The sequence below is a fragment of the Amycolatopsis sp. CA-230715 genome, from assembly GCF_018736145.1.
Taxonomy (GTDB): Bacteria; Actinomycetota; Actinomycetes; order Mycobacteriales; family Pseudonocardiaceae; genus Amycolatopsis.
In genome coordinates this window covers 8,904,480-8,916,683 of the sequence record NZ_CP059997.1, presented here as the reverse complement: position 1 = coordinate 8,916,683, position 12,204 = coordinate 8,904,480, and the positions used below count along the sequence as shown (strand labels likewise).

At 67.6% G+C, this 12,204-nt stretch carries 13 protein-coding genes; 6 read left to right on the top strand and 7 right to left on the bottom strand.

Translation table 11 applies throughout. From position 1 onward, the window contains the following. Window positions 1–92: 92 nt before the first annotated feature. The 6 genes from HUW46_RS41660 to HUW46_RS41635 all read left to right on the top strand — a co-directional run bounded on the left by HUW46_RS41660 (window position 93) and on the right by HUW46_RS41635 (window position 4,957). Complete coding sequence (locus HUW46_RS41660; RefSeq protein ID WP_215544155.1) at window positions 93–443, top strand: MmcQ/YjbR family DNA-binding protein; 351 nt, start codon at window positions 93–95, stop codon at window positions 441–443. A 46-nt stretch (window positions 444–489) separates the two neighbouring features. Beyond that, window positions 490–1,509 (top strand): methyltransferase, encoded by a 1,020-nt coding sequence (locus HUW46_RS41655; protein WP_215544154.1) that lies wholly within the window; start codon window positions 490–492, stop codon window positions 1,507–1,509. Continuing rightward, a complete protein-coding gene (locus tag HUW46_RS41650) occupies window positions 1,506–3,002 on the top strand; it encodes an AMP-binding protein (protein ID WP_215544153.1) in 1,497 nt (498 codons plus the stop codon). The genes HUW46_RS41655 and HUW46_RS41650 overlap by 4 nt, the downstream gene beginning before the upstream one ends. 204 nt (window positions 3,003–3,206) lie before the next feature. After that, window positions 3,207–4,430, top strand: a complete 1,224-nt coding sequence (locus HUW46_RS41645) for a helix-turn-helix domain-containing protein (RefSeq protein WP_254125481.1) — start codon at window positions 3,207–3,209, stop codon at window positions 4,428–4,430. Between the two features lie 87 nt (window positions 4,431–4,517). Further along, complete coding sequence (locus tag HUW46_RS41640) at window positions 4,518–4,784, top strand: hypothetical protein (protein ID WP_215544152.1); 267 nt, start codon at window positions 4,518–4,520, stop codon at window positions 4,782–4,784. Continuing rightward, window positions 4,781–4,957 carry a hypothetical protein gene (locus tag HUW46_RS41635; protein WP_215544151.1) on the top strand — a complete coding sequence of 59 codons (177 nt, stop codon included), beginning with the start codon at window positions 4,781–4,783 and terminating at the stop codon, window positions 4,955–4,957. The genes HUW46_RS41640 and HUW46_RS41635 overlap by 4 nt, the downstream gene beginning before the upstream one ends. Before the next feature lie 286 nt (window positions 4,958–5,243). On the opposite strand, the gene HUW46_RS41630 is transcribed toward HUW46_RS41635, so the two are convergent. The 7 genes from HUW46_RS41630 to HUW46_RS41600 form a co-directional block, all read right to left on the bottom strand. Continuing rightward, window positions 5,244–5,927, bottom strand: a complete 684-nt coding sequence (locus HUW46_RS41630) for a hypothetical protein (RefSeq protein ID WP_215544150.1) — start codon at window positions 5,925–5,927, stop codon at window positions 5,244–5,246. After that, window positions 5,920–6,171 carry a hypothetical protein gene (locus tag HUW46_RS41625; RefSeq protein WP_215544149.1) on the bottom strand — a complete coding sequence of 84 codons (252 nt, stop codon included), beginning with the start codon at window positions 6,169–6,171 and terminating at the stop codon, window positions 5,920–5,922. The genes HUW46_RS41630 and HUW46_RS41625 overlap by 8 nt, the downstream gene beginning before the upstream one ends. Window positions 6,172–6,238: 67 nt before the next feature. Beyond that, complete coding sequence (locus HUW46_RS41620) at window positions 6,239–6,943, bottom strand: transporter (protein WP_215544148.1); 705 nt, start codon at window positions 6,941–6,943, stop codon at window positions 6,239–6,241. Further along, window positions 6,943–8,325, bottom strand: a complete 1,383-nt coding sequence (locus HUW46_RS41615) for a flavin monoamine oxidase family protein (protein ID WP_215544147.1) — start codon at window positions 8,323–8,325, stop codon at window positions 6,943–6,945. The genes HUW46_RS41620 and HUW46_RS41615 overlap by 1 nt, the downstream gene beginning before the upstream one ends. 53 nt (window positions 8,326–8,378) lie before the next feature. Further along, complete coding sequence (locus tag HUW46_RS41610) at window positions 8,379–9,725, bottom strand: NAD(P)/FAD-dependent oxidoreductase (RefSeq protein WP_215544146.1); 1,347 nt, start codon at window positions 9,723–9,725, stop codon at window positions 8,379–8,381. 15 nt (window positions 9,726–9,740) lie between these two features. Beyond that, window positions 9,741–10,655 carry an alpha/beta fold hydrolase gene (locus HUW46_RS41605; protein ID WP_215544145.1) on the bottom strand — a complete coding sequence of 305 codons (915 nt, stop codon included), beginning with the start codon at window positions 10,653–10,655 and terminating at the stop codon, window positions 9,741–9,743. Next, window positions 10,648–12,171: a flavin-containing monooxygenase gene (locus HUW46_RS41600; protein WP_215544144.1), complete on the bottom strand. Its 1,524-nt coding sequence runs from the start codon at window positions 12,169–12,171 to the stop codon at window positions 10,648–10,650. Before HUW46_RS41600 ends, HUW46_RS41605 begins: the two co-directional genes overlap by 8 nt. Window positions 12,172–12,204 lie beyond the last annotated feature (33 nt).

The window sequence follows — 12,204 nt, the reverse complement described above, 5'->3', positions numbered from 1 at the left end:
GTGATCCCGGTGGGCAATTTTCCGATCATGCCAGAATGCGCCGAGAATTCTGGCGGACCGCCACGGGGCGGCCGAAGCCGAAAGGAATGTCGATGGCGACCCAGGACGACGCCCGCAAACTGGCGCTGAGCCTCCCGGATGCCGTGGAAAGCCAGCACTTCGAGAACGCCGACTTCCGGATCCGGAACAAGATCTTCGCCGCGCTGCCCGGCGAAACCACGCTCACCGTGCGGCTCACGCCGGACGAGCAAGCGGAACTGCTCGCCGAGAACCCCGACGCGTTCCACCCCGCGCCCGGTGCGTGGGGACGGCGCGGGTGGACGCTGGTCACCCTCTCCGAGATCGACGCCGAACAGGTCGGGGAACTGCTGACCGACGCCTGGCGCCACCTCGCGCCCAAACGGCTGCGCGCCGATTTCGACGCGAGCCTCGAGCGCGACTGACCGGTGCACATCCGCACCACCGCACGAACCCGAGGAGGCTGACCAGGTGGTCACGAGAAGAACACCGCTCGACCCGGACGCGATTCTCCGGTTGCTGGAACTGGGTGACTACCTGCTCCCGTACACGATCCGCGCGGTGTGCCTGCTCGGCGTCGCCGACGCGCTCGCGGACGGGCCGAAGCCGATCGGCGAACTCGCCGCCGAGACCGGGACGCACGAAGCGTCGCTGGCGAAGGCACTGGGCTACCTGTCGTCGCGCGAGATCTTCGCCGAAACCGAGCCGCGGGTGTTCGGTCAGACCGCCATGTCGGATCTCCTGCGCACCGATCACCCGTACTCCGCGCACAAGGTGTTCCTGTCCCCGGTCGCGTGCACGCGCGGGATGGAAGGGCTCGACCACGCCATCCGCACCGGCGAGCCCGCGTTCGACGCCGTGCACGGCATTCCGATCTGGGAGTACCTGAGCCGCCACCCCGAGGACGGCGAGCGGTTCGACGGCGTGATGAGCGGGGTCACCTCGATGGAGCTGATGGCGATCCTGCGCGCGACGGACTGGTCCCGGTTCGGCACCGTGGTCGACGTCGGCGGCGGCGACGGGAGCCTGCTGGCGAACCTGGTGCGGCGCTTCAAGCGCATGCGCGGCGTCCTGTTCGACCTGCCCGGTGTGGTGGCGAACTCGGCCGACGTGTTCGCCACCGCCGGTGTCGGCGACCGGGTCGAAGTGATCGGCGGCAGTTTCCGGAGCGACCCGATCCCGGCAGGCGGGGACGCCTACGTGCTCAAGCGGATCCTGTACAGCTGGGATCCCGCCGAAGCGGCGGGCGTGCTGCGCCGGATCAGGGCGGTGATGAACCCCGGCGGTCGCGTGTTCATCATCGAGGCAGGCGCCAGCGACACCGGTTCCACCGCGATGGCGAAACGGCTCGACATGCTGATGTTCACGCTGAGCGCCGGAGGCACGCGCAGCGTCGAGCAGCAGCGCGCCCTTCTCGACGACGCCGGGTTCGAACTCGTCGATGCGGTGCACACGCCGGTTTTCCCGGTGCTCGAAGCGCGTCCGCGATGAGCGAGGCGGATCTCCTCCGCTGGCTCTCCGCCCCGTCCGCCGACCGCGGTATCCGGTTCGCCCTGCCGAAACAGGGCTGGGACTTCCACAGCTACCGCTCTCTCGCGCAGCGGGCCGAAGCAACCGCGGCGGAATTGCGCGCCGTCGGGGTGCGGCCCGGTGGTGTGGTGGCCGTGATCCGCCGCGGTGGACCGGAGTTCGTCGCCGACCTGTTCGGCACGCTGCTCGCCGGTGCCACCGCCTGCCCGGTCGCCCCGCCCAGTGCGTTCGGCGATCGCGAAAGCTACCGGCGGCACCTGGACACCGTGCTGGACACGGCACGGCCCGTGGTGGTGCGCTGTGGTGACGAGTTCGCGGATGTGGTGGGAGAACGGGACTTCCGGCCGAGAACGCTGCCCGACGTCCCGGCGCTCGTGCAGTTCACCTCGGGCAGCACCGGCAAGGTCCGCGGGGTGCGCGTGTCCCGCGCGGCGCTCGCCGCGAACCTCGCCGCGATCCGGCGGTGGCTCGGCATGACCCCGGCGGATCCGACCGCGTCCTGGTTGCCCGTGCACCACGACATGGGCCTGGTCGGGTGCCTGCTCGCCCCGGTGGTGACCGGCAGCGATCTGTGGCTGCTGTCGCCGAGCGACTTCGTCCGGCGGCCGATGCGCTACCTGGAATGCTTCGACGCCGGAGGCGCGCGGCTGACCGCGATGCCCGCCTTCGGCCTGGCCCACCTCGCCGACCGCGTACGGCCCGAGCAGGTGCGCGGGCTCGATCTGCGCGCGTGGCGTGCCGTCATCGTAGGTGCCGAACGGGTCTCCGCGGCGGTGCTGGAGCGGTTCACCGCGCTGCTCTCCCCCGCCGGGTTCGCCGCCGAAGCACTCCTTCCCGCGTACGGGCTCGCCGAGGCGACCCTCGCCGCCACCGCGGTCCCGCTCGGCCGCGGCTGGCGCACGCACGCCCAATCACCCGGCGAGCCAGCAGTAACTGGTTGCGGCACAACACTTTCCGGCGTCAGAGTGTCGATAGTGGACAGTGCGGGGTCTCCGGTGCCCGACGGGGACGTCGGCGAGATCGTGGTCGGCGGCGACTGCGTCGGCACGGGGTATGTCGACGGTCAGGACTTCGGCGCCGCCGTGCGCACCGGTGACGCCGGGTACCTGCTGGACGGTGAGCTGTACCCGCTCGGCCGGTTCGGCGACAGTGTGAAGGTCAGAGGGCGGGCGGTCTTCGCCGAAGACCTGGAACTGCTGGTTTCTACGGTGTTCCCGGACCGCCCGGCATGCGCGCTCGGCCACGCGCGCGGCCATCCGGAAGCCGTAGTGGTACTGGAACGACCACGCGCGCGGGACGCCTCGGACGAGGTGACCGCGCTGCTGCGACCGCATCTCGACGGGGTGCGCATCGTGGTGCTGCGCGCGAAACCGGGAGTGGTCCCGAGAACGAGCAGCGGCAAACCGCGCCGCGCCGCACTGTGGGCCGCCTACCTATCCGGCGAACTCACCTGAGCGGTGGTGAACCCAGCGGCGACGAGATCCTCGGCCACCACCGACCTACCGCGTCAGCGGCAACCACCGATTCGGTCGAAGCCACCGATAACGTTTAACCCATTCGGGTAAGAGCTACCCTGGTGGCACCTCTTCGCGAAGGAACGCCTCCGGTCGACGGGCTGGGGGCACGCGAAGGGGGCGACCGCGAAGAGGGTGGTCCTGGTGACCGACGAACTTGAGGGTTTGAGCATCGGCGAGCGGATTCAGATGATCCGCGAGCGTAAGGGCAAGAGCCGACCTGTGGTGGCCGGGCTCGTCGGACGCTCAACGGAGTGGCTGAAGGCCGTTGAACGCGGTCGCCGAGGTGCCCCCGACATCCACATGCTGATCAAGCTCGGCGAAGTGCTCGGAGTCCATGATCTCTCCGAGCTGACCGGAGACGAGACAATCCGCATGGGGCTCGAACGGCGTAGCGGCCACCCCGTGGTCGATGACCTTCGGGACGCGATCGAGGCGGCCGTCCTGTCAGTGCCGCCAGGCCCGGCGCCGGACCCAGAGTCGCTACTCACGCGCACGGCCGAAGCATGGCAGCTCTGGCACACCTCGCCTGCACCCCGTGCCGCTGCTGGTGCCGTGCTTCCCCAGCTGATCCGGGACTGCCGCCGGGCGGTTCGCATGCTCGACGGGAGCGGCCGCCGCAAGGCATACATAGCGCTCTCCGGCGCTTATGCCCTGTCCGAACAGATCCTGGCGTGGGTCTCCGACTCGGCGCTGCTATGGCTCGCCGCCGACCGTTGTATGGACGCCGCACAGCAGGCCGACGACCCGGAGACCATGGCGTCCGCCGCGTGGGTACTCGGGAACGTCTGGCGCGCCACCGGCCGCGAGGAAGAGGCGTGGACACTCGTCAACGACGGTGCCGCGCTCCTCGAACCGTGGCTTGGCGACGGTCCGGACAGCACTCGCGCCCTATGGGGCTCCTGTCGCCTGCACGCATCCATCACACTCGCGCGTATGGGTCGCGAAGGTGATGCCCTGCGAGGGCTCGACGACGCCGGGGCCATGGCCGACCGCATCCCCGAGCAGTACGCCCACCCCTGGACCCTCTTCGGCCGGGCGAACGCGGCTCTCACCGGCGTCTCGGTCCAGGTGGATCTTCGCAAGGGCGGGACCGCGCTGGAGTACGCAAGCCAGATGAACCCGGATGACATCCCATCCATCGACCGTCGGTCGCGCCTGTGGCTGGAGACAAGCCGGGCCTACCAGCAGCGCGGCGACGCGACAAGCGCCCTTGCCGTCCTGGAAAAGGCGACGAGTATCAGTACCGAGTCAATGGCCTGCCACCCGCTCTCACGCGGGATCGCTAGTTGGCTCGTGACCTCGGGCGGGCGCCTCGTCGAACGCGACTCACGGGCCTTGGCAACGCGCATCGGCTTGAACGTCTGATCTTCACCGGGGTACGGTTCGTACCCCTTGACGGCGGGTACGTCGCTGTACCCGCCGTTTTCTGTCATCCGGCCGACACTCTCCGCTATGAGCGACGCGCCGAGCTTTCGCGTGACCACACGCTGGTATCAGGGTGACTACCTGTCTCACCTGTACCTCGTCGTCGAACTGAACGACGAGAAGGTCAACTTCCTGAAACCTCTCGGGCATAAGTCCCCTTTGGACTTTCACCCGCGATGGCTGCTTTCCATGACCCACATTCCGCCACCGGCCGCTCTGACCGACGGGTGCAAGAGGTGTATCGCGTGGGCTCAGCAGACACCGCACACGATGGTGCGCGAGGTGCGGACGTGACCTGGGCCAGTTGCGACGACGGACAACAACACCTCATCACCACCGTGTTCCGCAACCGCGACGGCGTCACCCTCGTATCCGCCTGCAAACTCGCCTTCGGCCCCAGCATCTCCCTCACCACGCGGACATGCCCGCGATGCGCCAAAGCAGCGGAGCCCACCAATGACACCTAAGGAAAAACGAACCATTCCACCATCTGCGCGTACCGAGTCCCAGAAGACACACGCCACGATCTGCTGGGTCAACGACCACCTCGTCCGCAAATGCCGGTGCTTCGACCCCAACGCCCCAGAATGGAACCCCTACCGAGAAAACACCACCCGACACTGACCTACCCGGCGGGCTCGCCGCACCCGGAGCGACGAGATCCAGAAACACATCGCATCGCGATTGTCCAATTCAGGTAAGGGCTACCTTTGATGGTGCGCCTCTTCGTGAAGGGAGAGCCCGATCGACGGCCTACCCGACGCTGTAGTCGGTCTTCGGCAACTTCAGGGCGCTACGGGCAAGCTGGTTGGTATCAGCCCGGTTGTTGACGACTGAGTGCAAGATGCCGTTATAGGTCAAATCCCAGATGCGGCGATCGTCTTGGAGACGGGAGATGTTGATCTCCAGTTTCCTGCCGCCGGTATCGGTCAGGTGCAGATTCAGCGAGTTGCTGTAGGTGTACGCCTTGATTTTTGTCAGTTCGTAGGTACGCACCCAGGTTTTGTTCTCCATGACCCACTCCGCACCGGCAGCCGCGTTTTCCACCTTCGTGATGAAGTAGGCCAATACGGCGGCGGCGCCGACGGCGACCCAGACCCACCAGAAGTGGAGCCAGTCGGTGGCAAATCCCCGCGCGACGAACAGCAGAACAGTCACCAGTACGAACGTGCCGATCGCCGCGAACACTGCTTTCCGTGAGCTAGCTCGGTACCAGGCGAGGGTCGGCCCCTGGCCTGGCGGCGGTTGATGCTTCTTCGACAGGGTGGTGTCCCGATTGCGATCGTGCTCCGGGAGTTCCTTGTCGCCTGCCATGTAGGTAGGAGCGTGGGGCGGGAACGGCAGCCCGGTCTGTGGGTCGGGCTTGGGCGGCACCGACGACGCGCCGGAGCCATCCTCTGGCTGCGGTTCGGGAGCGTTTGTAGAGGTATCAGCCATCGCCCATGCTCGATTCCACGACGTCGGTAGCTGCCATCGTCCCGATCACGCCGCCGACGATACCGCCGACGATCGTGCCTGCTCCGGGCGCCTCCGAACCGGAGATAGCACCAACGAGCGCTCCACCAGCCCAGCAACCCGCGATACCGCCTGCAGTGCCCGCGATGGTGCTCGCCGCGACCTTCTTGAGATCTGCTGGATCAACAACCACCTCGTCCATAAATGCCGATTCTTCAACCCTCACCGCCCCAGAATGGAACCCCTACCGAGAAAACACCACCCGATACTGACCTACAACCGCGTATTCGCCGTCATGACGCCGCGCCCGCGTTCAGCGTTGTCTTCGCGTCCAAGGCCGCGTTGTGGTTGTGCAGTGCGCGGTAGGCGAAGAAGTAGACGAATCCCTGGGTTCCCCACGTCGCCAGCGCGGCGGTGTAGAAGTACGTGCGGTTCGCGTCGTCGAACGGGAAGGGGAAGAAGTCGTAGGTGATCGCGATGGTGGTCGCGGCCGCGGTCACCAGGCCGGTCCAGATCGCGGGCCATTTCGCGCCGATGTCCCAGAGCCGCTTGGCGAAGTACGCCAGGAAGACAGTCGTGGCGAGGTTGGCCACCACGTAGAACGCGGCGACAGCGAACGCGCCGTGGTCGACACGCGGATCTTCGCCGTGGAAATGCCGGAGGAACAACCCTGCCGCGGTGGCGAGCGCGAACACGCCGATGTCGACGGCGAGGCTCGGCTTGTAGTGCCGGGTGACCTTCATCAAGCCCATGACGAGGATGAGCGTGATGCCGACCGACCGGGAAAAGGCGTCGAAGAAATATGCGACGCCGTAAAGGACACTGCCCTCGTTGGCGCCGAGCAACGACCAGACGAGAAAGTTGCTGCCCGAAGTCGCGACGACCATCCATTCGAGACCGAGCAGGTAATTTCCGTAGCGCCGGATGAATTTCCAGCCGAAGAAATAACCGACGAAGATCATCCACACATCGGCGAGCAGGAAGAGGACGTCCTTCATCACACCGACACCTCGCGCGCCACCGCGGCCGCGACGCGCTCGGCAGCGCGCTGGCCGGTCAGGACGGCACCGTTCATGGTGCCCGCCCACTCACCCGCGGTTTCCGTGCCAGCCCAGTGGACGCGCCCGTGCGGTTCGGCGAGAGCGGGGCCGTAGCTGGTGGTCGCGTAGGGGGCGACGGCCGGATTGGGGCCTCCTGGGGCGAACGGTTCCGCTCCCCAGCAATGGTCCAGGTAGTCGATGGGGACGCTCGATTGTGTGCCGTACAGCTGGACGAGCTGCTGGATGACCCTGCTGCGTCGATGCTCGGGGCCGAAGCCGTCGAACACGCGAGGGTCGCAGAACGCCATCAGCACGCCTGGCCCGTCGGCATCGGGCGAAACGTCGAAGGTGATGAACACGGTTCCGGTGTCGGTCAGCCCCTCGCCCGAAAGTCCGTTGTCCCGCCAGAAGGGCCTTTCGTAGGCGACGAACGCCTTGCTCAATACGCCCATGCGCCAGGTTTTCGCGAGCCCTTCGGCCTGTTCGGGCAGGGCCGGGTGGAATTCGATCTCGGCGCGTTGCGGCGTCGCGACGGTGACGATCGCGTACTTCGCCTTGATCTCTTCCGAATCGGTGCGAACCGTGACGCCGTTGTCGTCCTGGGTGATCCGGCGAACCGGCGTCCCGAGGACGACGCGGTCGCCGAGTTGCGCCGCGACCCGCTTCGCGATCTCCTGTGTGGTTTCGGCGTACCGTTCCTGCTGCTGGCCGCCTTCCACGTCGAGCATGTGGTCGACTCCGCCCGCCGCGCGGATGTAGCGCAACGCGTGCAGCAGCGAGACGTCTCCCGGGCTGCAGCCCCACTGCACTTTGCTGACGATGGTCATCAAGGCACGAGTAGCCGGCGCCGCGTGCTTCCGGTCGAGCCATTCGCCGAACGAGATCGCGTCGAACTGACCGGCCCGCGGAGAGTTCCAGGCCGCTTCGACGTCGATGCTCGCGACCAGCTTGTTCAGCGCCAGCTGCACACGGGCCATGTCGACCAGCGCCGCGGGCGAGACCTTGGGAATCGTGCTCTGGTAAGTACGGCGCTTACCGGCCATCCACAGCACGTTGCGGCCTTGGGCGAACTGGCTGGTCGTGGTGCACCCCGCGCGGCTCGCGAGATCGCGGATCGCCGTGTGCCGCCGGGCGACCCAGGTCGCGCCGAGATCGACTCGCACCCCCGCCACCTCGCCGGACAGCGACCGGCCGCCGACCCGGTCGCGACCTTCCAGGACGAGGACGGACTTGCCTGTGCTCACGAGCCGCTCGGCGGCGCTCAGACCGGCGAACCCGGCGCCGACGACCACGACATCGACTGAGGTGACTTCGGAGCTGGTCTTACGAGAACTCGACATGCGTTTCTCCTTTTGCCCACACGGTTTACGTGCTGCGAGAGGTCGGGGATGGTTCAGCGCGCCCGAGCGGCTGCTCGGAGGGCGCGGCGGCGGCTGCCGTTGATCAGATCGGTGAAGCGGTCGAGTACCCACACCAGGCGCAGGCCGAGCGGGCCGACCATCGCGAAGGGCGGGAACTTCGGTTTCTCCGCCCAGATGCCGTCGAGATCCTCGTGCCGTGATCCGTCCACAATGGAGTCGGCGATCAGCGACCCCACGTACGGCGCCTGAGCCAGTCCGTGCCCGTTGCACGCGATCGAGTAGTAGATGTCGTCGTTGATCCGCCCGGCGACCGACAGCCAGGACGAGGTGATCGCAATCCAGCCGCCCCACGCCCGCTCCACGGCGATGTCGGCGAGGGCGGGGAAACGGGTCGCGAACGCACCGGCAAGCTCTTCGACCATCGCGCGGTCCGGGGCCTTCGCCGGCAACGGGTAAGTCATACCGCGCTCGACGCGCCGGACGCCGAACACGATGGTGCCCCGCGCGGTGAGCCGGTAGTGCTCCATGACCTGGTGCTGAGTGATGACTCCCGACCGGCTGGTCCAGTCCAGCGCGGCGAGGCGCTCCGGGGCGATCGGCTCGGTCTCCATCTCGATCAGCCACAACGGCACCGACAAGCGCTTGGGGGTGATGTCCCACTCCCCCGAGTAGGCGTTCGTCGCGAGCACCGCCTTGTTCGCACGCACGGTACCGCCGGGGGTCGAGAGAACGACCTTTCCGTTGTGGCGCCGCACATCAGTGACCTTCGTCTGCTCGAAAACCCGGGCCGGTGACGAGATCAGGGCGCGGCGTACTCCCCGGCTCAGCTTGCCCGGGTTCAGCATTCCGCCCACGGCCTCGCGCATGCCGCCGACGAAATTGCGGGGAATGCCGAGTTCCTTGCTCGTGCCGACGTGACCGCGTCCGCCCGCGCGGCGGAGAATCGCCGCCAAGGTCCGCGTGCGAAACATCTGCCCGGGTCCCACGGCGGCGAACGCCAGGCCGTTGGGCTCGTAGTCGCAGTCGATGCTGTGAGTGTTGATGAGGTCTTCGGTGAAGCTCGCGGAATTCTCGGCCAGCCGCACCATGCCGGGCACCTTCTTGGTATAGAAGAGGCTCAGCAGGCGGAGATCCCCGCCCGGCACGCTCGCGATCTGGCCGCCGTTGCGCGAACTGGAACCGTAGCCGCAGAACTCGGCCTCCAGCAGCACCACGTCCTTGCCGCGCTCGGCGAGCCGCAGCGCCGTCGCCATGCCGCCCATGCCCCCGCCGACGACCACGACATCGCACGACAGGTCGCCGTCCAGGCTCGGGAGGACGTCGGCGGGCGGATCGATCCAGCCGCTGAAAGTGCTGTACTCGACGTTGTCGATCCTCATGACGCTGTGCTCCGTTCAGGAAATCCGGGCATGGTTTCCCCCTTCGGTCACGCGTTTGGCGTGTTCCGAGATGTATTGGGTGATGGGCTCGACCAGTGCCTCGGGAATGTGGTGGCCCATGCCGGGAATGACGACGTGCTGCGCGGAGCGGATCGCCTTCACCGTCGCCGCGCCGCCGCTGGGGGCGACCAGCAGATCCCGGTCGCCGTTGAGCACGAGGGTCGGGGCGGTGATCCGGCTCAGCTGGGCGGTCCGGTCTCCGGATGCCTGGATCGCCTGGATCTGCCGGGCCGTGCCCGCGGCCAGGTCTCCGGCGGCGCGATCCCAGCCGCCTGCCACGACGGCGGCCTCGGCCGCGTCGTCGATGGGGTATCCCGTTCCGGCGACGTGGCTGGTGATCCGCAGGTGGGCGCGTACCGCGGCGGTCCTGGTCCGCGCCGGCGGGGCGGCGAGCAGCCGCATCGTCGACAGCGCGGGCTGCCCGACCTTCTTCGCGCCGGTGGTCGAGAAGATCGAGGTCAGGGACCGGACCCGCGCGGGTTCGGCCGCGGCGACCGTCTGCGCGATCATCCCGCCCATGGACCGCCCGGCGAGGTGAATCTGCTTGATCCCGAGGTGGTCGAGGACTCCGACAGCGTCGGCGGCCATGTCCGCCAGCGAGTAGGCGTCAACGCGAGGGCGTGCGAGCAGTTGGCGCCACAGCGCGGGCGGCGGAGTGGCCGCGTACGTGGACTGGCCGACGTCGCGGTTGTCCATCGTGACGACCCGGAACCCCCGGTCCACCAGCGAATCGACGAACGAGCCGGGCCAGAAGGTGAGGTCCTCGCCCAACCCGGCGATGAGCAGGATCGCGGGATCGGCCTGGTCTCCGTGGTCGCGGAAGCAGATCGTCATGCCGGACGGCAGGGCCGCGTACTGGTCTTCAGACATGGGCCGACCGCCTCTCCCCGGGCAGCACCGCCGAGCGGGCCGCGCCGAACTCGAGGTTCTCGTCGGCGACCGGGCCGCGTAGCGCCTTGGCGTCCTCGGGGTAGGACATCGCCATCCGCCACGGCGCGGCGTCCCCTTGCTTGGGCAACCGCTTCTCGGCGCGCTTGGCGTAGCCGGACTGAAGATCCATGACCGGCCTTCGCGGCATCCCCGGCACCGCGACCGGGACCACCCGGTCGTAGCCGTGCGCGTCCATGTGCCGGACCAGATCGATGAAGTAGCGGCACATCAGGCTCACCTTGAGCGTCCACGACGAGGTCGTGTAGCCGATCGCCATGGCCCAGTTGGGAATCCCGCTCAGCAGCATCCCGCGGTAGGAGACCGAGTCCGCGATGTCGGTCTCGCGCCCGTCGACCACGATCGGCATCCCGTCGAAGAGCCGCATGGTCAACCCGGTCGCGGTGACGATGATGTCGGCTTCCAGTTCCTCACCCGAGGCCAGGACGATGCCGCGTTCGCTGAACCTCGTGATGGCCTCGGTGACGACCGAGGCGGTGCCCGCCGAGATCGCGTCGAAGAAATCGCCGTCCGGGGCCAGGCACAGCCGCTGGTCCCACGGGTCGTACGGCGGGGTGAAATGCTTGTCGACATCGAACCCCTTTGGCAGCCGCTTGAGGTTCTCCCGCCGGATCAGCGCGCGCCCGATCTTCGGGAACGCGCGCAGGCCCTTGACGATCCCGTGTTCGACCCAGATGTTCTTGAATCTCGTCGCGGCGTACCCGCGCTTTTCTCCCAACAGCTTCGTGAGAGTCAACGCGAGCCGGTCGACGCGGGCCAGCGACATGATGTAAGTGGGCGTGCGCTGCAGCATCGTGACGTGCTGGGCATCGCCTGCCATCGCGGGCACCAGCGTCACCGCGGTCGCGCCGCTGCCGATGACGACGACCTTCTTGCCGCGGTAGTCGAGGTTTTCGGGCCAGTGCTGCGGATGCACGATCTGTCCCTCGAAGTCGTCGCGTCCGGGGAACTCCGGGGTGAAACCCTTGTCGTACCGGTAATAACCGGTGGCGGCGAACACCCAGCCCGCCCGGATCGTCTTCGTCGCGGCCGTTCCCGTGACGGGATCCGTCGCCTCGACGCCGAGCGTCCACCGCGAGTCCACTGTGGACCATTCCGCCCTGACGACCCGGTGGCGCAGCCTGATCAGCCGCTTCAGGTCGTTCTCCTCCACCGTTTCCTGGAGGTACTCCCGGATCAGCGGAGCGTCCGCGATCGCGGCCTCGTGGCGCCACGGCTTGAACTCGTAGCCGAAGGTGTGCAGGTCCGAGTCGGACCGGATGCCCGGGTAGCGGAAAAGATCCCAGGTGCCGCCGATGCTGTCGCGGCCCTCCAGCACGACGAGCGATTTGCCGGGCAGTTCCCGGCTGAAATACGTGGCCGCGCCGATCCCGGAGATTCCCGCGCCGATGACGACGACGTCGAACTCCTCGACCGCGTCCGACACCTCAGCTGTCATGGTTGCCTCTCCTCGCTGAGCCGGCTGCTGATG